The organism is Marinomonas foliarum, from assembly GCF_003337275.1.
GTDB lineage: Bacteria > Pseudomonadota > Gammaproteobacteria > Pseudomonadales > Marinomonadaceae > Marinomonas > Marinomonas foliarum.
The window spans coordinates 148,023-169,407 of record NZ_QPJQ01000003.1; the positions used below are offsets into that span (position 1 = coordinate 148,023).

Sequence of the window (21,385 nt, forward strand, 5' to 3'; positions counted from 1 at the left end):
TATAGAAGATTAGTAGCATGCTAAGCTGCCTTGTTTTTTACGTGTGCCACATTCTTTTTCATAGTTTTCACATGTCTTTATATCATCACTGGACGCGGAGTCGAGGTAAGCACATGCTCGCCAAGCTTTACGCAGTTCTGCGTTGCTTAGCTCTGAAAAATCTTCTGCTGGCTTGTCACAACTGCTTATTATTAGCGATAAAAAAAGCATTGTGAAAAAGCGTGTAGAGCGCATATGGTTAGTCCAGACGGAGTGTAAGCACCAGATTTTACCTACCTAAAAAGGTAGAGTAACCTGTTTTATTTTTCAAAATGAGAAACTGACACTAAGTTTATAACGCTTTCTTATTGTACTGTTGGGCGTAAGTGGTCTTAAATAGGCCTAATGCGTTAAGTTTCATTCCCTAAGTCATCAATGTCAATGAAGTTTTTTATGATCCAATACCCTAGCATCGAGTCCTTAATTGGACAAACTCCTCTGGTTCGCTTACAGCGTATCAACCCAAACCCGAGTAATACCATTTTATTAAAGCTTGAAGGCCAAAACCCGGCAGGGTCAGTAAAAGATCGCCCTGCATTAAATATGATACTTCAAGCTGAACTTCGCGGTGACATCAAGCCCGGTGACAGTTTAATCGAGGCGACAAGTGGTAATACAGGGATTGCTTTGGCCATGGCTGCGGCAATCAAGGGCTATAAAATGCACCTGATCATGCCGGATAACATGAGCCAAGAACGAAAGTCTGCAATGACGGCTTATGGTGCCATATTGCATTTGGTGACAAAAGAGGAGGGCATGGAAAGGGCCCGCGACCTTGCCCAAGAGATGCAAGAACAAGGTGTTGGTGTCGTCTTGAACCAGTTTGCTAATCAAGACAACCCTAATGCGCACTACCTAACCACAGGGCCTGAAATTTGGCAGCAAACACAAGGAACGATAACGCACTTTGTTAGCTCGATGGGGACTACTGGTACCATTATGGGGGTATCGCATTATTTGAAAGAGCAGAATAAAGAAATTCAAATTGTTGGTCTTCAGCCCCAAGACGGTTCGAGTATCCCAGGGATTCGTCGTTGGCCAAAAGAGTATTTGCCTTCGATATTTGACGACAGCAGAGTGGATACTGTGATGGATGTGTCGCAAGACGCTGCGGAAACAACAATGCGCCGTTTAGCGAAAGAAGAAGGTATTTTTTGTGGTGTTTCTTCAGGTGGCTCTGTGGCAATGGCGATAGAATTGTCTAAACAGTTGAGTGATGCCGTTATCGTCGCGATTGTATGTGACCGTGGAGATCGCTACCTTTCAACGGGCGTGTTTGATGGCTGAGTGATCAATGGCTATTAAGGCTCGCTTTCGCGTACAGTTCTACTAATAGATGAGATAGAATGGGGGGGCGTTTATCCTATACTCAGGAACAAGAGAGCCTCCTTTGAGAAGAAGAACATCCCCTCGTCGAATAACCAAACCCCATGTGATGGGGCCTGTGCAGACCTATCATGTAGAAGGTATCACTCATGAAGCCAAAGGTGTTGCCCGTCTAGATGGCAAAGTTACCTTTATTGAAGGGGCTTTGCCTGGTGAATCAGTGACTGCACAAGTGATTAAAGCGGGGCGTCGTTTTGATGAAGCCGTTTTACATTCCATTATCGAGCCAAGCGACTACCGAGTTGATCCTGTCTGCCCACACTTTTCTATTTGTGGCGGTTGTAGCTTTCAGCATTTAACTGATGAGAGGCAATTAGCTGCAAAAACTGATTGGTTGCAAGGGCAGTTGCGTAAAGTCGTTACGACTCAAAACTTTGAACCTCTTTCGGATGTCTCTACACAATATCGCCGCCGAGCCCGCATAGCCATTGATCAAAAAAAAGGTGTGGTGGCGATGGGCTTTCGTGGAAAGTCTTCAAGCGATATCGTTTCGATCGATCAATGTGTTGTTCTTACCCCCCCTTTGCAAAAAACCTTTCAGTCGCTAAAAAATGCCTTGTTGCAAAATGAACTAGCAGGTTTGCTTGGGCATATTGAGTTATTAGAAGATACAAAAGGTATATCAGTTTTGTTTCGATTGAACTTTGACGTGACTGATGTGCTCAAAGAAGCATGGGAAAGCTGGGCGCAAAAAGATCAAGTTACTCTATATTGGCAAGCACCAAAAGCGAGCAAGGCTGAGGTGTCATTAGAAAAAATGCGTCATTATGAGCTTGGCGGGTTGAAATTGAATTATCACCCTCAAGATTTTATCCAGGTAAATGCCGCGATGAATCAGAAAATGGTGACGCAAGCAATTGATTGGCTGATGTTAAATAATCAAGATATTGTGTTGGATTTATTTTGTGGAGTGGGGAACTTTTCGTTGCCATTGGCTCAGCATGCGCAAAAAGTCATTGGCGTTGAAGTACAAGCTTCTATGGTAGAAGCTGCGCGTCAAAATGCGCAACGTAATGGACTGGATAATGTCGCATTTGTTGCTGCAGACTTGACTCAGCCAGTTGAAAATGGGCTTATTAACAAACAAATAACAAAAGTGCTGCTTGATCCTCCTCGTGCGGGAGCATTTGAATTCTTAGACAGCATAATAAAAATTGCACCAATACAAATATTGTATGTTTCTTGCAATGCTTCTACTTTAGCAAGGGATGCCGAATATCTAGTTGCAAAAGGATATCGTGTTTTGCGAGTTAGTTTGATGGATATGTTTCCGCAAACTTCCCATGTTGAGACGATGATGTTGTTGCAAAAAAAGAAGTAACTTGAAGGGCGGATAAATGGTAACGGTAAGAAAAGATCACCCTGTATTAGATGATGGTAGCGTGGACATTGATGGTTGGATGGGGCACTTTTCTCATTTAATCGATGACAGTGCTAGAGTGCCATTGCGAATGGCTTGTGAATTAGCCAGACAGGCAGAATTGCAAAGCGCAAGACCATCCTATTGGGGAGCGCAGGCGAGTACTTTTCGAGCCGGACTAGAAATGGTCGAAATTTTGTCCGGCTTTCGAGCGGATCAAGACTCTTTAGTGGCTGCAGCTGTATATCGCGCAGTAAGAGAAGACCAGCTTCCTATTTCCCGAGTCACGGATATGTTTGGCCGTAAGGTTGCTCTGATTGTCGAAGGTGTCATAAAAATGGGTGAGGTTTCTAAGAACCTCACGGCGGATACGGCAGCAGAAGTGCTTGGAAGTAGTGAGAATCAATTAGAATCCTTACGTAAAATGTTAGTCTCTATTATTGATGATGTTCGTGTTGTATTGATTAAGCTGGCTGAGCGCGCCTGTGCAATCAAAGAAGCGAAGCACCAAAGTGAAGAGCGACGTGTTGCCGTTGCTTTAGAGGTACAAAGTGTTTATGCCCCATTGGCTCATCGTTTAGGCATTGGCCATATCAAATGGGAGCTGGAAGATCTGTCATTTCGTTACCTATACCCTTCTGACTACAAACGTATTGCTACCTGGTTGGATGAAAAGCGCTTAGATCGTCAGCAATTCATTGACGATGTTATCTCTTTGCTAGATGAACGACTAAAAGCCATTAATATTCACGCCGATCTAATGGGACGTGCCAAGCACATCTACAGTATTTGGCGAAAAATGAAGCGTAAAAATATAGGCTTCGATGAAGTCTATGATGTGCGTGCCGTGCGTATCTTGGTGGATGAACCAATGGAGTGTTACGGTGTTCTTGGTGTTGTTCATAATTTATGGCGTCCCATTCCCCAAGAATTTGATGATTACATCAGTAACCCTAAATCTAACGGCTATCAGTCATTGCATACTGCGGTGGTCGGTCCTCAAGGGCGAGCCCTTGAGATCCAAATTCGTACACATAAGATGCATGAAGATGCGGAGCTTGGTGTGTGTGCGCATTGGAAATACAAAGGTACAGACTTAAGCTCTAACAGCACTAGCTATGAAGAGAAGTTGCAGTGGCTGCGTACTATTTTAGATTTCCATGAAGTTCAAGGTGATTTGGAGTCTTTGTCTGAACAAGTTCGTAGTGACATAGAGCAGGACCGTATTTACGTCTTTACGCCTGATGGTCATGTGGTTGATTTGCCGATTAACGCTACTCCCGTTGATTTTGCTTACCGTGTTCACACGGAAATTGGTCATCGCTGCCGAGGTGCGAAAGTAAACGGCAAGATTATCTCTTTGGTGACGCACCTCAAAACGGGCGATAAAGTCGAAATATTAACCACTAAAGAAGGGGGGCCAAGTCGCGATTGGCTTCACCCTACATTGGGTTATGTTCAAACTAACCGTGCCAGAGCCAAAATTCAGAATTGGTTTAGAAAAGAAGATCGAGAGAAAAACCTCGAAGCGGGTAAGCATCTATTAGATAAACAGCTAAAGCGTCTAGGGCTTGAAGATAATCGTATTGATTTACAAGCGATATCATCACGCTTTAACTTTTCTTATGCTGAAGAAGTGTACGTCGCATTAGGTGCTGGCGATATACAGTTAGCGCGCGTTCTAAGAGTGATTGATGACTTCTACAATCTTAACGGTGAAACGGCCCCTACACGTCCAATTCGCCTTAAGAAGAGCCGCCATAAATCATCTGATAACGATGTTCATATATTGGGTGTTGGTAAATTACTCACCCAAATGGCCAAATGCTGCACGCCAATTCCTGGGGACGATATCGTTGGTTTTATTACCCAAGGACGTGGTGTGTCGGTACATAGGCAGGATTGTATTAATATCGTTCAGTTAGGGCTGGACGAGCCTGAACGAATCATTGATGTAAGCTGGGGTGAAGAGCTAGACAATCAGTATCCTGTGAACATTCAGGTCGAAGCTTATGATCGTACAGGTTTGCTTAATGATATTACGAGCTTACTTGCCAACGAGAAGGTCAATTTATTGTCAATGAATACTTTGTCTGCAAAGGAAAATCATACGGCGAGCATACGTTTTACTATCGAGGTGGGCGAGTTGAGTGTGTTAAGTAAGCTGCTTCATCGTATTAACCAGCTTCCAAACGTTTTAAATGTATTTAGAGAGAGAGACTTTTGAGTAACGCCATTACCCAATTGCAATATCTAATGAAATGCTTGAGAGATGAGCAATTTGGCTGTGCCTGGGATAAAAAGCAAACCTACAAAAGTATTGCTCCTTACACTCTCGAAGAAGCTTATGAAGTGTTAGATGCTATTGAGCGAGAAGATTTTGAGCACTTAAAAGAAGAGCTTGGGGATTTACTGTTTCAAGTGATTTTTTATGCGCAAATGGCCGAAGAGGAACAGTATTTTTCCTTTGAAGATATTGCTGCTGGTATTGTTAAGAAAATGCTGCGACGTCATCCTCATGTCTTTCCAGACGCTGATATCACGCGTTTTGGCGAACCGACAGCTTTAACGGATCAAGAAATTGCAGAGCAATGGCAGCAAATTAAGGCGCAAGAAAAGGGCGATAAAAAAGAGAGTATGTTAGCGGATGTGCCAGTGTCCATGCCTGCCTTAATGCAAGCCGTTAAAATTCAGAAAAAAGTGTCGAAAGTGGGCTTTGATTGGCCAAATATTGAGCCTGTTTTTGACAAGATTCGAGAAGAGTTGGATGAGCTTGAAGAGGCGATCAAAGAGCAAAATCAGCTCCATATAGAAGAAGAAATGGGGGATGTCTTGTTTGCGATGACGAATTTGTCTCGTCATCTTGATGTGTCCCCTGATGTCGCTCTAAATAAAACTAATGTTAAATTCCGCAGACGGTTTGCTAGAATTGAAGCACTTGTATCGGAGCAAAATAAAAGGCTAATAGATTGTTCTTTAAGGGAACTGGATAATTATTGGGATCAAGCTAAACGTGAAGGTTTGTGAGTTTGATTTTTGATCGGATAATAAAAATACCTTTGAATAAATAGGTGTGATTAGCAAGATTAGGAGGGTGAAGTGAGTGATCGTCAGGCGTCATTACGTGAAAATGTTAGGTTGCTAGGAGATTGTCTTGGCGAAAGTATGAGTAATCATTTAGGAGAAGGTTTTCTTGAAAAAGTAGAAAATATTCGACTGCTTTCAAAGGATGGACGTCAATCAGGTGACTCTGCCGCTCTTATTCAAGCCTTAGAAGAGTTAGACGACAAAGAAATTGTTCCAGTAGCTAGGGCTTTTAACCAGTTCTTAAACCTGTCCAATATTGCAGAGCAGTATCACCGAGTTCATCGTAGACGCACAAACGAGAGTTTAGGTGTTTATCATAATCCTGTAGGGGATTTGTTGGCTCGTCTTGATAAGCAAAATTTTACTGCCGAGCAAATGATCGATTCTTTGCAATCACAATCTATTGAGCTGGTGCTAACTGCGCATCCTACTGAAGTAGTACGCCGTTCTTTGATTCGTAAATATGACAATATTTCCACTGAACTAGAGGCTCTGGATAAAGATAATATCTTGCCACTAGAGGAAACAAAACACGTAAGACGACTGAAAGAAATTATTACTCAAGCGTGGCATACCGATGAAATTCGTGAAGAACGACCAACTCCTGTTGATGAGGCTAAGTGGGGGTTTGCGGTTATAGAGCAGTCTTTATGGCAAGCGGTACCACGCTTTTTTCGCCAACTCGATGAGCAGTTTAGTGAGTTTTCAAAAGAAGACCGCCTGCCATTAGATCTGGCTCCGATTCGCTTTGCAACTTGGATGGGCGGCGACCGAGATGGTAATCCAAATGTGACCCATACGGTAACCAAAGAAGTTACATTATTGGCTCGCTGGATGGCGGCAGACCTTTATATTAAAGACTTGAATATATTACGTTCCGAATTCTCGATGACTCAGTGCAATGCAGCTCTGCGTGAACGAGTGGGGGATAGCGCTCAACCTTATCGTGAAGTGTTACGTCACCTAGAAAATAAGATGCTTGCTACCAAAAATTGGGCGAAAGCCAGTTTGGAAGGTAAGCCGACGACAGATGATGATATTTTTCTTGATATACAAGAACTCACCGATGATCTGATTCTTTGTTATCAGTCGTTGTTAGATTGCGGGATGAAGGTGATTGCCAATGGGTCATTACTTGACCTTATTCGTTGTGCGGCCACCTTTGGGGCAACGCTAGTGCGTTTGGATGTTCGTCAGGATGCTTCTCGCCATATCGACGCTTTATCAGCGATTACCCGCTTTTATGGGTTAGGAGATTATGCCGAGTGGGATGAAGCTTCTCGACAAGCCTTTCTATTGACAGAGTTAAACTCCAAGCGTCCACTTTTACCTATGGAGTGGACGCCAACGGCAGAAGTTAAAGAAGTCCTTGATACCTTTAAGATGATTTCAAATGGTCAGCAGAATTCATTTGGCTCTTATGTCATTTCAATGGCTAGCGCGCCTTCTGATGTATTGGCTGTTGCTTTAATGCTGAAAGAATCGGGTGTAACTTTTCCCATGCGAATTGTTCCATTGTTTGAAACCTTAGCGGATTTGGATAATGCAGAGCCTATTATCGAGCAATTATTTTCATTGCCTTGGTATAAATCCTATATCAACGGTCAACAGGAAGTGATGATTGGTTATTCTGACTCGGCCAAAGATGCAGGGCAAATTGCGGCAACATGGGGGCAGTACAGAGCGCAAGAAGCCTTGACTCGCTTGTGTAAAAAGCACGGAATTCATCTGACATTATTTCATGGGCGCGGTGGCACAGTTGGTCGCGGCGGTGGCCCTGCCCATGTGGCGATTTTGTCGCAGCCGCCTGGCTCTGTTAATGGGGCTATTCGAGTGACCGAACAAGGCGAGATGATTCGCTTCAAGTTTGGTATCCCTGATATTGCTGTACGCTCCTTAGAATTGTACTGCTCTGCTGTTATGGAGGCGTCTTTGATTCCTGCCGAGCTACCGAAAGAGGAATGGCGTGCCATTATGGATGAGATGGCAGAAGTGGGGATGAATCAGTATCGGTCTATTGTTCGTGGTCACGAGGACTTTGTTCCTTACTTTAGAGCAACTACACCTGAACAAGAGTTGGCTAAGTTGCCGTTGGGATCGCGTCCTGCTCGTCGCCGTTCTGATGGCGGAGTTGAAAGTTTGCGGGCCATTCCTTGGATTTTTGCTTGGATGCAAATTCGTCTCATGCTGCCTGCTTGGTTGGGTGCCGAGAGTGCATTACAGCAAGGAGTTGAGTCCGGTAATTTAGAAAAGTTGCGTGAAATGCATAAGAAATGGCCTTTCTTTGGTGCTTACTTAGACATGCTCGACATGGTGTTGGCGAAGGCTGAGCCTGAAATTGCTGAATATTATGAAAAGCGGTTGGTTGGTGAAGAGCTTCAGGGGTTAGGACGCTTGTTACGAGGCAAGCTAAAGCAAGTAAGTGAGCTTGTGAAAATGCTGAAAAAACAAGAGCGCTTAATTGAAGATAATAAAACGATTCGTCAATCTATTGATGTTCGTAACCCTTATATTGATCCACTGCATTATTTACAGGCAGAGCTTTTGTATCGTAGTCGCAAAGACGAAGATAACGCCGAGGTTAATAAAGCTCTAATGATTACCATGGCTGGGATTGCTAGTGGTATGCAAAATACGGGCTAATAGTAAATATGGTTAATAAATGCTCAGTATGAGTAAGAAAAACATAAAAAAAGGCACGTAAATTTGCATAAAGGATGGCTGCTTGGGTATGCTTGGCGGCCATTCAATTTATTAGTATGCAAATGGTGTAATTTTTCATAGTGCTGCCGTGCTTTTTGCACGTTGATGGTGCGCTGTGTCAGTTAGCCTTGCTTATCAGTTAACGCTGTCTTTTGGAGACGTTTATGCGAGTAATATTATTAGGTGCGCCAGGCGCTGGTAAAGGCACTCAAGCTCAATTTATTACAGAAGAGTTTGGTATTCCACAAATCTCTACTGGAGACATGCTGCGTGCCGCCGTGAAAGCAGGAAGCGAAATGGGTTTAAAAGCCAAAGCGGTTATGGACGCAGGTCAGCTTGTTTCAGATGACATTATTATTGGCTTAGTAAAAGAACGCCTAACACAAGATGATTGTGTGAATGGCGCGCTTTTTGATGGCTTTCCTCGTACGATTCCTCAAGCGGATGCTTTAAAAGACGCTGGTGTTAAGATCGATTATGTTGTTGAAATCGATGTTCCAGATGAAGAGATTGTTAAGCGCATGAGTGGACGTCGTGTCCATGAAGCGTCAGGTCGTACATACCACATTGTGTACAACCCGCCGAAAGTAGAAGGTAAGGACGATGTAACGGGCGATGACCTTGTGCAGCGTGCCGATGATACAGAAGAGACTGTTCGTCTTCGTTTAGGTGTTTACCATGATCAAACAGCGCCACTGATTGGTTATTACCAAGATTGGTTAAAATCAGATAGCTCAACGGCTCCTAAGTTCGTCAAGGTTAATGGTATTGGTGATTTGAATGACATTAAGCAAAGTCTTTTAGAATCACTAAAGGCTTAATTACTTCATGTCGGTGATTTTAGCTCTTGATACGTCAACGCCAGCTTGTTCTGTGGCGTTGAACATAAATGGCGCTGTGTTAGAAGATTTTCGCATGGCGCCACGTCTTCATAATGATTTGATTCTTCCTATGGTCGATCAAATTCTAGACCAAGCTGGTATTACCCTGTCAGATCTAGATGCTATCGCATTTGGAAGAGGGCCTGGCTCTTTTACTGGTCTGAGAATAAGTGCGGGTGTTGTGCAGGGGCTTGCCTTTGGTGCTGATTTGCCTGTTATTCCTGTATCGACATTGGCGGCACTATCTCTGGAAGGTTTTCAGAAAACGGGAAAAAATCGTTGGCTGGCTGCACTTGATGCCCGTATGGGCGAAATTTACATGGGTGGTTACACTGTTAATAAAGTGGAAGGCCGCTATGTAATAGAGTCATTGATTGATGAGTGTGTTGTGAAGCCTGAATCCCTAAAAGGTTTTACTGAACACTATAACGGCGTAGGTTCTGGCTGGTGTTATGAAGACATTCTTAGTTCATTAATGCCTGCTGCTCCAGAGTACATATTAACGGACGCTGCTCCTCGAGCAGCGTGTATTGCTGATCTAGCTATGCTTCAATTTCAACAGGGTGCGACGGTATCTTCTTACGAAGCAATACCGACCTATTTGAGAGATGAAATAAGCTGGGAAAAGCAAGCTCCACGGATAGGAAAGCGATAACAAATTATGTTGTGGTATCACATTGTTTTTTTGGCAGTAATACAGGGTCTTACTGAGTTTCTGCCAATTTCAAGTTCTGCTCATTTAATTCTCCCAGCTCAGTTGCTTCATTGGCCAGACCAAGGTTTGGCCTTTGATGTCGCGGTTCATGTTGGCACTTTAATGGCCATCCTTGGCTATTTTAGGAAAGATATTTTTGCCATTGTTGTTGCTTGGTTTGTGTCCCTAAAGACTAGACAGTCTACACCTGAAAGTCGTCTAGCTTGGTGGATCGTGTTAGCTACCTTACCGGCTTGCGCAGCAGGTTTGCTGTTTGATGGCTTTATCAGTACACACTTACGTTCTTTAGAGGTTATTGCGTATACCACTATCGGCTTTGGTGTTTTGCTTTGGTTTTCTGATAAATACGGTACATCGAATAAAACAGAGCGTGATTTCGGTATAAAGAGTGTTCTTTGTATTGGTTTTGCTCAAGCTCTTGCATTAATTCCTGGAACATCACGTTCCGGTATTACCATGACTGCTGCACGCTTTTTGGGATTTGGTCGTGAGTCAGCGGCAAAGTTTTCTTTTCTTCTGTCTATTCCTTTGATTTTAGCGGCTGGTGGTTTAAAGGCGGTTGAGCTGGCGTCATCTAATTTAGCCGTTGATTGGGGAAGTATTCTTGCTGGCGTTATTTTGTCGGCGATAAGTGCTTATTGTTGTATTTATCTGTTCCTAAAATGGCTAAACACGATTGGTTTTTTCCCCTTTTTCATATATCGCCTTGTTCTAGGGTTTATTCTTCTATTTATCGTTTATGTTTTATAAGCGTTTTCCTTTATTCTGTTGTAAAAGTGGCTAAATACATTGCTGGCGGTTTAGATAGCCTACTGCTGTTTTAAAAGTAGGCTGAGCCTATTTTGAGCCTGTTTTATGGTCTTTTTCGGAGAAGTGCCTTTTGCTTAATTCTATTGCTGTAGCAACGATTGATAAGCTGTTAGAGGCTGAGTCTCGTTTATTGTCAAAGTCACTGGATCTTGACTTTCTGCCTTTGCGTGAACCCATTAAGTTTGTTTCTCAATATGATTATCTTCTGCTTAATACACAGGAAGGGCTTGCTGTTGCTAAAACAGGAAAAGGGGCGCCAAAACCTGTTTATGTTGATTTTACCTCTGGTGCAGTTGACCATCGTCGACGCTTTGGCGGTGGTAAAGGGCAGGACATAGCCAAAGCGGTTGGCTTGAATAAACGTGCTAACTTATCTGTGCTTGATGCGACTGCTGGGTTAGGGCGTGATGCGTTCGTTTTAGCGTGTCTTGGTTGCTCTGTTTCATTGTGTGAGCGTGTTGGTTTTGTCAGAGCTATGTTAAAAGATGGTTTATATCGAGCTTCATTCCATTTTGAAGTGGCCGAGATTACAGAGAAAATGCAGCTGCTGGAGACAGATATCACTGCTATAGATAGCAGTACGAAGTTTGATGTTGTGTATTTGGATCCTATGTATCCTCATACTGAAAAATCTTCTGCAGCGGCGAAAAAAGAAATGGCATTCTTTAGAGATTTGATTGGTAAAGATGAGGATGCTGATCGTTTATTGCCTTATGCAATAGCATTAGCTGATTATCGAGTAGTGGTTAAGCGCCCTAAAGGTGCACCTTATTTAAATGACGTCGAACCAACTTACCAATTGGAAGGGAAGTCGGGCCGATTCGACATTTATGTTTCAAAATCTCTTGATAGCTCAGAATAGCAGTCGCAATATTAATAGTGCGGCGGTCTATCTCCATCCTGAATGGGCTGTTGCTGTCGGTAGGATTCTAATTGATTTCCTAATAAAACGAGCTTTTCTTGCATCCGCAACATGTCTTTTTGTTGGCTGACCAAAGCTTGGTTTAAACTATCAATTGTGTCTTCTTGAAATTGTAGTTTGAATTCTAGTTCGTCGATGCGTTGATTGATTTGTGAGGTGTTCATAGATACCTTCTGTGTGTTAACCTTACGAAACTAAATTCGTATTTTATAAGCTATTCTATACAAATATATGATGTAGCTACTGATCATTTTATGTGTAGGGTGGCGTGAAAATTGCTCTAAAATGAAGGTAAGTATTTTACTACTATCTTCTTTCGCTTCACACAGTGATTTAAAAAGAGTTTAGTAATAATATTTATTTATTCACTATATGTACTAATACGGAGTCTATTTTTGTAAGTAGACTCTGCTTCACAATAATATTCAATTTAATAAGAGATATATTTTTATGAATGATCATCAGGATAATGTTTCGCATAACAAAGGGTCTTCTGTTGGTTCAGGTTTGTTTTCCTTGCGCACGTTTATCGTTAGCCTTGTTATTGCTTTAATTGTACCTCTGCTTATTGCGGGCGTCTTGAAAGAAGAAATGGGTACAAACTTCTTAGTGTATTTCGCCTTTATTTTGGTGTCTGTTTATGTTGGTGCTATGGTCAGCCAGGCCAGTTCTGCCGGTTTAGATTCTGAGTCTGATGAAGACGAAGATGATGATCGTGAACAGGGGACGGTTAAGTGGTTCAACTCTTCAAAAGGCTTTGGCTTCTTAACAATGGAAAATGGTGATGATGTTTTTGTTCATTACCGTGCTATTCGTGGTCGTGGTCGCCGTTTCTTGGTTGAAGGTCAACTAGTTCGCTTTTATGTCACTGAAGGTGAGAAAGGCAAACAAGCTGAAAATGTATCTATAATCCGCGGTTAATTTTTCATTCGATTTAAGAGGTATTTATGGCAACGGTAACATTAAAAGGTAATCCTTTTGAAACTGTAGGCTCTCTTCCTGTTTTGGGTTCTGTCGCTCCAGCGTTTGAGCTTGTTAAAACGGATTTGTCTGTCGCTACATTGGCAGACTACCAAGGCGCTAAATTGGTACTAAACATTTTTCCATCTGTTGATACACCGACTTGTGCCATGTCTATTCGTAAATTTAATGAATCTGCGGCAGCATTAAAAGGCGTGAATGTTATTTGCGTTTCTGCTGATCTGCCTTTTGCGGCAGCGCGCTTTTGTGGTGCAGAAGGTATTGATAATGTCGATACTGGTTCTACTTTCCGTTCAACGTTCGGCAAAGATTACGGTCTTGCTTTTGCAACTGGTCCGTTAACTGGTTTGTTGTCTCGTGCAGTTGTGGTGTTGGATGAAAAGGGTTCTGTGATTTATACAGAGCAAGTTGCTGAAACGGCTGATGAGCCTGATTATGAAGCGGCTTTGGCTGTATTGTCGTAATTGATAATGATAAAAAAGGCCGTTTCTGGGTTGATCAGAAGCGGCCTTTTTTTGTCTTTGTAAAAGAGTTTTGGCTCTTAAACCCAGAAAGTTTGGTATTAGTCTTTTTGCATAGCAATAGTATTGGTTGTTCTTTCTACACTATTGTCTTTGTTTAGATAGACTAGTTTTGGTTTGAATTCATCGGCTTGTGCTTCGTTCATTTGGCCGTAAGCGGCAATGATAACTCGATCACCTACTTGTACTTTTCTTGCTGCAGCACCGTTCATTGAGATCGTACCAGACCCTGATTCAGCTAAAATTACGTAGGTGTGGAAGCGCTCGCCATTATCAACGTTATAGATGTCTATTTGTTCGAACTCTCTGAATCCTGCTAGCTCCACTAAGTCTTTGTCTATTGCACAAGAGCCGTCATACCACAGCTCAGCTTGCGTAACGCTGGCCATGTGAAGTTTGCCTTTTAGAAGTGTTATTTGCATGTGTAAAAGTCTCTAATGATATATTTCTGTTTTTGAGTGGCTCGTTAATTCCAAATGAAAGGGCCTTCTTCGTGGCTATTAATGCGCCACCATTGGTCTGGATCTTGGTTGCCTTCCTCTTCCCATCCTTGAAAGTTGCAACGTACTTCACAGTTGAGGGCTTCAAATGCTTGCTTGGCGCAAGCGATATCATCTTCCCAAGGGGTTTTATCTGAGTCAAACCAGATAGAGGTAAAACGTTTTCCTGCCGCTTGTTCTAAAATGGTGACTTCTATTTCATTGTTGTCTACGGCAATCGTTGCTTTGGTGCAGAGTGGCGATGGACTGCTTTTATCTATGAGGGTAAAAGTGCTTTCTAGCCAAGTTATGATTTTCTCTGTCGGGCAGGACAATACATATATTTCAATATCTTCTTGCATCGTTCTAATCCTTCTTATTGATCATGTGATAAATCCTGAGAACGCTCATGGACAAATAGCCAAATAATGTCCATAGCACGCCACAGCCAGCTAGAATTAAGCCAAATAGCGCCATAATCTCTTGGGCAAGAGATTCTACAATGACACGGTCAGCAACCATAAGCATTAGCACACCAAAAACAAACACAAGTCCACCTTGGATCATTTTGATAAGTGCTTGCCTTGGGTTATTTCCCAGTTTCATGGCTAATTTATGTATGGCGTTTTTCATATTGGGTTGAATGAGTGCTCTGCTGTAGGCTACTTATTGTCCGACTCACCTTTAGTAAAGAGGTTTTCAAGTATACGAGCGTAAATGGTTGAAAGGTGGTTTAAGCTTTCAGCGTCTATACACTCATTAATTTGATGGATTGTAGCGTTAATAGGGCCAAGCTCTACAACTTGTGTTCCCATTTTTGCGATAAAACGGCCATCAGAAGTGCCGCCCGAAGTAGATAGTTCAGGGGTAATGTTGACGGTAGTTTGCACTGCTTCAACAATGGCATCAACCAATTCGCCGGGACGAGTTAAGAATGGTAAGCCATTATAGGTCCACTCGATGTCGTAGCGTAAGTTATGCTTATCTAGGATCTCAAGTACACGAAGTTTAAGTGCACCGAAGTCCAGCTCAGAAGAAAAACGGAAGTTAAACTGCGCATTCAGTTTGCCTGGGACAACATTGGTAGCGCCTGTGCCAGATTGAATGTTGGATATTTGAAAGCTGGTTGGTGGGAAAAAATCATTACCATTGTCCCAATGAGCATTTGCCATTTCATCAAGTGCTGGTGCAGCTAGGTGAATAGGATTTTCTGCCAAATGAGGGTAAGCAACGTGGCCTTGCTTTCCGTATACAGTTAAGTCACCGCTGAATGAGCCGCGGCGACCATTTTTTATGATATCGCCAAGTGTTTTGGTGCTGGAAGGTTCGCCAACAATACACCAATCGACCTTTTCCTCTCGTGCGATGAGCGCATCAACAACACGGGTGGTGCCATCGACAAATGGTCCTTCTTCATCGCTAGTGATCAAAAAAGAAATTTGCCCCTGATGATCAGGATGTTTGGCTACAAAATCTTCTACCGCAGTAACCATAGCTGCAAGGCTACCTTTCATGTCAGCGGCGCCACGTCCAAACAGCATACCATCTACAATACACGGAGAAAACGGCGGTACTTTCCATTCGCTTTCTGGGCCTGTTGGAACAACATCAGTGTGACCTGCGAAGCAAAGGTTTGGTCCAGAGGTTCCGCGTTTAGCGTAGAAGTTTTTTACTTCTCCGAAGGGCATGTATTCAATTTCGAAACCGATTTTTTTTAATCGCTCTATCATTAGATCCTGACAGCCAGCGTCTTCTGGTGTCACTGAAGGACGAGAAATGAGGTCTATGGCAAGTTTTAGTGTAGGGGACAAGTCTGACATTCTTTACCTTTGTGTTGGTTTTCGCTACCTTATAGAAGATACTGTTACTATAACAGGAGATTCAGATAAAGGTGGTCTTATGAAGTTAGGTGTTGTTGTTTTTTTAGGGTTGATTTCTGCTGGTTGTAGTCTTTTTGCGCCGCCTGTTCATCAAGAGTCGTACTTTGTTCCTGTGATACGTTCTGATACTTCAACCTCTGGTTATGTACCAACCGTAGCCCCAGCAGTACAGAGAAAAGAAAGACCTAGAATTTATACGCCTGCTTTTAACTAAAGTAGTTTTTCTGCGTATTCTTCGCTTTTAAAACCGAGCAAATATTCTGACTCTTTTAGCCTCAATAAAGGTCGCTTAATAATAGATGGCTGAGCAAGCATTATGTTAACTGCTTTTTCATTGTCTATTGTGTTTTTTACTTCATCGTCTAGCTTTCGCCATGTAGTGCCGCGTTTGTTAATGACGTTTTCCCAGCCTAATAAATCTATCCATGCTTTGGCCATTGTTTCATCTACGCCGGCTTTTTTGTAGTCATGGAAGTGGTATTCAATATTATTTTCATCAAGCCAGCGAAAGGCTTTCTTCATGGTGTCGCAGTTTTTAATGCCAAATATAGTAATCATTGTATGTTCCGTTAAAGGCCATTTTGATGCAATCAAAATGGCCTTTTGGGTTTGGTTGTTAGTTATGTGCGTGCAGCGCTTCGTTTAGCTCTATAGCGGTCTTGTTCGTTTTGCATTCAATTGCGCCAGAAGCAGAGTTGCGACGGAATAAAAGGTCTGATTGGCCAGAAAGATCGCGAGCCTTCACGGTTGATACAACTTGGTTGTTTTCATCCAAAACAGCGACTTTTGATCCAGCAGTGATATAAAGACCGGATTCAACGATACAGCGATCGCCAAGACCAATACCAATTCCTGCATTCGCACCGATCAAGCATTTCTCGCCAACAGCGATGACGATATTACCGCCACCAGACAATGTGCCCATAGTAGAACAGCCGCCACCAAGGTCAGAGCCGTTTCCTACAACAACGCCAGCAGAAATACGCCCTTCAACCATGCTGTTGCCTAGTGTGCCTGCATTGAAGTTTACAAAGCCTTCATGCATGACTGTTGTGCCTTCTGCTAAATGAGCGCCTAAGCGAACGCGAGCAGCATCACCAACTCGAATCCCTGTAGGAACGATGAAATTCAACATTTTAGGGAACTTATCAACACTGAATACTTCGATGGTGCGTCCTTCCATGCGAGCGCTTAGCTGGCGATCAGCTAATTCGCGAACGTCGATAGGACCTTCGCTTGTCCATGCGGTATTGATTAATAGACCAAACATACCGTCTAGCACAGTGTTGTGAGGTGTAACTAAGCGATGCGAGATTAGTTGAAGCTTTAGGTAAACTTCAGCAGGGCTTGTTGGTGCTTCGTCACTGGCTAGAACACAAAGAATCACAGGCTTAGTAGAGGCTTTTAGGCGAGAAGCTAATTCTGCTTGCTCGATATTGCCGGCTTTTAGAAGGCTCATGTGTAAGCGGTTTAGATCGCTTTCATCTAATGCCAGCGTGCAGTTACCGCCTTCGTAATTTGTGCTTTCTAAAATGGCGTCAAGCGTACTTTTTTCTACATTTACGCTTGGTGTTGGGTAGAAAACTTCTAGCCAGTTGCCTTCTTTATTTTGTGCTCCGATACCAAGTCCGAATGCGAAAATTGTGTTACTCATGTCTATTCTCCAACTGAGTTGTTTAACTAAAGGGGGGGGTAAGGGTTATCGGCGACTGAGGAAGCTTCTGATTCTTTTTGCTGCCTCAACGCACTCAGATTCTTCAGCAACTAAGGCCATGCGTACATGGCGACTGCCAGGATTATGACCATTGTCTTCTCTGCCTAAATAGCTGCCGGGCAAGACTAAAACGGACTCTTCTTGATATAGCGAGGTGCAAAACTCTTCATCTGTCATGTTTAATTCAGGCCAAAGGTAAAAGCCGGCCTCGGGTTTAGATATCGGCATTACTGGCGATAATATTTCTAAAACGGAGTCAAATTTGCGAGTGTATATTTGGCGATTTTTGATCACATGCTCTTCATCATTCCAAGCGGCAATGGAGGCGTCTTGATGATGGATCGGCATGGCACACCCTTGATAGGTGCGATACAACAAAAATGGCTTAAGAATAGAGGCATCACCAGCGACAAAACCTGATCGAAGGCCGGGCAAATTAGAGCGCTTCGACAGAGACTGGAATATTAGGCAGTGCTTATAATCTGTGTGACCCAGTTTATCGCAGGCTTCTAGTAAGCCCAGAGGTGGTTGGTCACCAAAGTAGATCTCTGAATAGCATTCATCTGCCACAATGGTGAAATTAAAGGTTTTGGCTTTTTCTATTAGGTAAGCGTATTCCTCTAGTGTCGTAATGCTGCCACTTGGGTTGTTGGGCGAGCAGACAAACAGTACTTCACACTGTTGCCACACCTGATCACTAACTTCTTGGTAATTTACTCTGTAGTTTGTTTCTGCTCCACAGGGTAGGAAGTGTAGGTTTGCTCCAGCAAGTATCCCTGCACCTTCATAAATTTGATAAAACGGGTTTGGGCTGACGACAAGAGCGTTCTGTTTTTCACCAACCAGTGTTTGTGTGATAGCAAACAGTGCTTCACGGGTTCCTGTTACTGGCAGGATTTCAGTGTCCGGGTTAAGCGCTTTGAGGTTAAAGCGTTTAGTCGCCCAATTGCTAATTGCCTGTCTAAGAGGGAGTTCCCCCTTTGTACTTGGGTACTTGCTTACGCCAGCTAAGCTTTTAGCTAGGGTGTCTAAAACAATCGCAGGTGCTTCGTGTTGAGGCTCGCCAATGGTTAATTTAATCAATGGCTTTTCTGGATTTGGTGTTAACCCTTCTATTAGCTCTGCGAGCTTCTGAAATGGGTATGGGTGCAAAGAATGTATAAGAGGGTTCATTTGTCTTTAGTCCATTGCTTGAGAGAAACGATCTATTTTCTCTTTTAAAAGGTCGCAGATAGTATTCATGTCATCAGGGGCTGTAATTAGATCACCATTTTCATCCGTGATGTAAAAGGTGTCTTCTACTCGTTCGCCTAAAGTGGCGATTTTAGCCTTGTGTAACATGATGTTGTGGTTCATAAAAAACTGTCCAACTAACGCCAATAGCCCCGGTCTGTCTGGAGCGGTTATTTCGAGTGCCGACCATACTTCTTCTGGTTGGCTAACAAAATGAGCGGTTGAAGGAGAGTTAAATATTTTCAAAATTCTTGGTGTATGGCGTTGTACTACGCTTTCAAACATAGATGGGGTTTCTAATTGCTCCATCAAAGTTTTGCGAATTAGTGTGATGCGTTCTTTGTCTAAATGCAGGTTAGCGTCGTTGTCATTACTGTCCATCACGACGAAGCTATCTAAACTGTAGTTGTCGCTAGTATGGCTTATTTTTGCATCTAAAATGGTTAGGCCTAATTGCTCAAAGGTAGCGGCGGTTACGGCAAAGAGGTGTTTACTGATTGGGGTGTAGATAAATATTTTACTGGCGCCAGAGAAATTGCGTCCACCCAGAGGTGTGATGGCAATGAGAGGTTTGTCGCTAGGGCGATGACGTATAATGGCTTCTGTGTTCCAGGCAATTTCGTCACCGTTTGAGCGAATGAAATATTCCTCTTCAATGGTTTCCCATATGTTTTCTGCTTCCACGATATCAACGTTGCGTTCAATGATGATCTCTAAAGCGCGTTGTTTGTGCTCATCGCTGATCATGTCTGCGTCGATTGGGAAATCTAGGCCGCGACGGAGAGCGCGTTTGGTTTCCAAATAAAGTTGGCGCATCAATGACGCGCGCCAGCTGTTCCACATCGTTGGGTTGGTCGCGTTGATGTCGGCAACGGTGAGGATAAATAAATAATCTAGATGTTCTTGGTCTTTGACGTAGCTAGCAAATTCCCAGATAACTTCTGGATCGGATATGTCTTTGCGTTGAGCTGTCACAGACATAAATAGGTGGTTTCGCACCAACCAGACAACCAATTCAGTATCTCTTTTGGATAGACCATGGCGTTCGCAGAAAGCTTGAGCATCGACACAACCTAGTTCTGAATGATCACCACCGCGACCTTTTGCTATATCGTGATATAAACCCGCTATGTACAGTAACTCGACTTTTGCTATATGTCGAATCGCCTGGGCCGAAATCGGGAACTTTTGTTTAAATTCGGGTAGCCAAAGGCGGCGTAAGTTTTCAACAAGTTGTAGTGTGTGCGCATCAACCGTATAAATATGAAACAAATCGTGTTGCATCTGGCCTATGATGGCTCCGAACTCGGGTAAGTAGCGGCCCAGTAGTCCGAGGTGTTTCATTGATCTTAATATGCTTGTTAGTCTGTATCGACTGGCAATGATGTCGAGGAACAGGTCTGTATTAATTTTGTCGTTTCTAAAGTCGTCGTCAATCAAGTCTAAACTGTCGCGAAGTTGTCGCATGGTGTTGGCTCGAATGCCTTTTATGTTCTCATACTCTCCATATAAAACGTACAGTTCGAGCATGCTGGAGGGCGTGTCGTTGAATAGTGACGCTGAGCGTGCTTCAAGTTGTCCATTGGCAATTTGAAAGTGATCATTGATGATTTCTACCGTATTGACTGCATCGTTTGCTAAGAAAGATTCTTCGAAGTGCTGAAGTAGTAAATCATTTAGTTGTTGGATAGCGGCAACACTCTGATAATAGCCTTGCATGAAACGTTCAACGTTGCGCTTCAAGTCATCATCATCAAAACCAAATAATTTGGTTAGGGTGCGTTGGTGATCAAAAAGTAAGCGGTCTTCTTTGCGTCCTGCGACCATGTGAAGAGCCCAGCGGACTCGCCAGAGATGGCTAACAGCGCCTTTTATTTGTATATATTCATCTTCTGATAAAAACTCTTTTTCGATAAGGGCGCTAAGTCTATGAGTATGTAAGTGGCGTTTAGCAACCCAGTCGATTACTTGCATGTCTCTTAGTCCGCCAGGGCATTCTTTTAGGTTGGGTTCTAGGTTGTATGCGGTATTTTGGTATTTTGCGTGGCGCTGTTTTTGCTCAGCTAGTTTGGCCTGATAGAAAGAGTGGCCATCCCACATTTGTGAGATATCAACATGCAATTTAAGTGTCGCTAATAGATCATCTGGGCCAATCAGTGTGCGCGATTCGATTAGATTTGTGATAACTGTGATGTCTTTCGCGGCCATTTCTGTAGATTCATCAATGGTTCGGACGCTATGGCCGACATCTAAATTGATATCCCAGAGGAAGGTGATGAATGCCTCTATTTTATCTTTTGGAGCTAATGTTTCATTTTCGATTAAGATCAGCAAATCTATGTCTGATTTTGGATGCAGTTCTCCGCGACCGTATCCGCCAACTGCAACAAGACTGACATGAATTTCGTTGTTTAACCCCTTCGATATCCATGCGGCCTGCATGATTTCGTCATAGAAACAAGATAGACCTTTAACGAGTTTTTCAATGGGGTATAGAGAATGAAAAAGATCATTATAGCTGTTGGTTTTTTCTTCAATAATGGCTTTGTAGCGGGGAATCGAACAACCCGTTTTGGAAAGTTCGTTTTTTTCTTCCGTTGTCAGTAGTGGCGGAGCGTCTGGAAAAGCAGGGAAGTCCATACAAAAGCCTCGAAGAATGAATCGTTGTTGTTGG

21 protein-coding genes are annotated in these 21,385 nt (G+C 43.0%); 12 read left to right on the forward strand and 9 right to left on the reverse strand.

Features of this window, described 5'->3' with window-relative positions:
• Positions 1–432 precede the first annotated feature (432 nt).
• From cysM to DFP77_RS02665, 9 genes are all read left to right on the forward strand, one after another.
• Complete coding sequence (gene cysM, locus DFP77_RS02625) at positions 433–1,326, forward strand: cysteine synthase CysM (RefSeq protein WP_114410743.1); 894 nt, start codon at positions 433–435, stop codon at positions 1,324–1,326.
• A gap of 103 nt (positions 1,327–1,429) precedes the next feature.
• Positions 1,430–2,746: a 23S rRNA (uracil(1939)-C(5))-methyltransferase RlmD gene (gene rlmD / locus DFP77_RS02630; RefSeq protein ID WP_114410744.1), complete on the forward strand. Its 1,317-nt coding sequence runs from the start codon at positions 1,430–1,432 to the stop codon at positions 2,744–2,746.
• A gap of 16 nt (positions 2,747–2,762) precedes the next feature.
• Positions 2,763–5,012, forward strand: coding sequence for a GTP diphosphokinase (gene relA, locus DFP77_RS02635; protein ID WP_114410745.1), 2,250 nt, complete (start codon positions 2,763–2,765; stop codon positions 5,010–5,012).
• Entirely contained in the window at positions 5,009–5,812 is an 804-nt protein-coding gene (gene mazG, locus DFP77_RS02640; protein WP_114410746.1) for a nucleoside triphosphate pyrophosphohydrolase, read from the forward strand. The genes relA and mazG overlap by 4 nt, the downstream gene beginning before the upstream one ends.
• Before the next feature lie 72 nt (positions 5,813–5,884).
• The gene (gene ppc / locus DFP77_RS02645) at positions 5,885–8,515 is read left to right on the forward strand and encodes a phosphoenolpyruvate carboxylase (protein ID WP_114410747.1); all 2,631 of its coding nucleotides are present in this window, start codon (positions 5,885–5,887) and stop codon (positions 8,513–8,515) included.
• A gap of 224 nt (positions 8,516–8,739) precedes the next feature.
• Positions 8,740–9,396 carry an adenylate kinase gene (gene adk / locus DFP77_RS02650; protein WP_114410748.1) on the forward strand — a complete coding sequence of 219 codons (657 nt, stop codon included), beginning with the start codon at positions 8,740–8,742 and terminating at the stop codon, positions 9,394–9,396.
• A 7-nt stretch (positions 9,397–9,403) separates the two neighbouring features.
• On the forward strand, positions 9,404–10,111 hold the full coding sequence (gene tsaB / locus DFP77_RS02655) for a tRNA (adenosine(37)-N6)-threonylcarbamoyltransferase complex dimerization subunit type 1 TsaB (RefSeq protein WP_114410749.1): 708 nt from the start codon (positions 9,404–9,406) through the stop codon (positions 10,109–10,111).
• A gap of 6 nt (positions 10,112–10,117) precedes the next feature.
• A complete protein-coding gene (locus DFP77_RS02660; RefSeq protein ID WP_114410750.1) occupies positions 10,118–10,921 on the forward strand; it encodes an undecaprenyl-diphosphate phosphatase in 804 nt (267 codons plus the stop codon).
• 130 nt (positions 10,922–11,051) lie between these two features.
• A complete protein-coding gene (locus DFP77_RS02665) occupies positions 11,052–11,843 on the forward strand; it encodes a class I SAM-dependent methyltransferase (RefSeq protein ID WP_114410751.1) in 792 nt (263 codons plus the stop codon).
• Positions 11,844–11,854: 11 nt separating this feature from the next.
• Here the strand turns inward: DFP77_RS02665 and DFP77_RS02670 are convergent, their stop codons facing one another.
• A complete protein-coding gene (locus DFP77_RS02670; RefSeq protein WP_114410752.1) occupies positions 11,855–12,067 on the reverse strand; it encodes a SlyX family protein in 213 nt (70 codons plus the stop codon).
• Positions 12,068–12,353: 286 nt separating this feature from the next.
• Here DFP77_RS02670 and DFP77_RS19945 point away from each other — a divergent pair, with 286 nt between their 5' ends.
• Positions 12,354–12,824, forward strand: coding sequence for a cold-shock protein (locus DFP77_RS19945; protein WP_114410753.1), 471 nt, complete (start codon positions 12,354–12,356; stop codon positions 12,822–12,824).
• Between the two features lie 26 nt (positions 12,825–12,850).
• Positions 12,851–13,348 carry a thiol peroxidase gene (tpx, locus tag DFP77_RS02680; protein ID WP_114410754.1) on the forward strand — a complete coding sequence of 166 codons (498 nt, stop codon included), beginning with the start codon at positions 12,851–12,853 and terminating at the stop codon, positions 13,346–13,348.
• Between the two features lie 98 nt (positions 13,349–13,446).
• Here tpx and panD read toward each other — a convergent pair whose 3' ends face one another.
• The 4 genes from panD to dapE are packed head-to-tail and all read right to left on the reverse strand — an operon-like array spanning position 13,447 to position 15,704.
• The gene (gene panD / locus DFP77_RS02685) at positions 13,447–13,827 is read right to left on the reverse strand and encodes an aspartate 1-decarboxylase (protein WP_114410755.1); all 381 of its coding nucleotides are present in this window, start codon (positions 13,825–13,827) and stop codon (positions 13,447–13,449) included.
• A gap of 44 nt (positions 13,828–13,871) precedes the next feature.
• A complete protein-coding gene (locus tag DFP77_RS02690; protein WP_114410756.1) occupies positions 13,872–14,246 on the reverse strand; it encodes a hypothetical protein in 375 nt (124 codons plus the stop codon).
• 4 nt (positions 14,247–14,250) lie between these two features.
• Positions 14,251–14,490, reverse strand: coding sequence for a hypothetical protein (locus tag DFP77_RS02695; protein ID WP_258861051.1), 240 nt, complete (start codon positions 14,488–14,490; stop codon positions 14,251–14,253).
• A gap of 56 nt (positions 14,491–14,546) precedes the next feature.
• Positions 14,547–15,704, reverse strand: coding sequence for a succinyl-diaminopimelate desuccinylase (gene dapE, locus DFP77_RS02700; protein WP_114410758.1), 1,158 nt, complete (start codon positions 15,702–15,704; stop codon positions 14,547–14,549).
• Between the two features lie 79 nt (positions 15,705–15,783).
• Here dapE and DFP77_RS19460 point away from each other — a divergent pair, with 79 nt between their 5' ends.
• The gene (locus tag DFP77_RS19460; RefSeq protein WP_147270545.1) at positions 15,784–15,978 is read left to right on the forward strand and encodes a hypothetical protein; all 195 of its coding nucleotides are present in this window, start codon (positions 15,784–15,786) and stop codon (positions 15,976–15,978) included.
• On the opposite strand, the gene DFP77_RS02710 is transcribed toward DFP77_RS19460, so the two are convergent.
• Genes DFP77_RS02710 through glnD form a run of 4 tightly spaced genes read right to left on the reverse strand, consistent with a single transcriptional unit; the run spans position 15,975 to position 21,351 of the window.
• Positions 15,975–16,322, reverse strand: a complete 348-nt coding sequence (locus DFP77_RS02710; RefSeq protein WP_114410760.1) for an ArsC family reductase — start codon at positions 16,320–16,322, stop codon at positions 15,975–15,977. The genes DFP77_RS19460 and DFP77_RS02710 overlap by 4 nt on opposite strands.
• A gap of 58 nt (positions 16,323–16,380) precedes the next feature.
• Entirely contained in the window at positions 16,381–17,418 is a 1,038-nt protein-coding gene (gene dapD / locus DFP77_RS02715; RefSeq protein WP_114410761.1) for a 2,3,4,5-tetrahydropyridine-2,6-dicarboxylate N-succinyltransferase, read from the reverse strand.
• Between the two features lie 45 nt (positions 17,419–17,463).
• The gene (gene dapC, locus DFP77_RS02720; protein WP_114410762.1) at positions 17,464–18,651 is read right to left on the reverse strand and encodes a succinyldiaminopimelate transaminase; all 1,188 of its coding nucleotides are present in this window, start codon (positions 18,649–18,651) and stop codon (positions 17,464–17,466) included.
• A 6-nt stretch (positions 18,652–18,657) separates the two neighbouring features.
• Positions 18,658–21,351 carry a [protein-PII] uridylyltransferase gene (gene glnD / locus DFP77_RS02725; protein WP_114410763.1) on the reverse strand — a complete coding sequence of 898 codons (2,694 nt, stop codon included), beginning with the start codon at positions 21,349–21,351 and terminating at the stop codon, positions 18,658–18,660.
• Between the last annotated feature and the right edge of the window lie 34 nt (positions 21,352–21,385).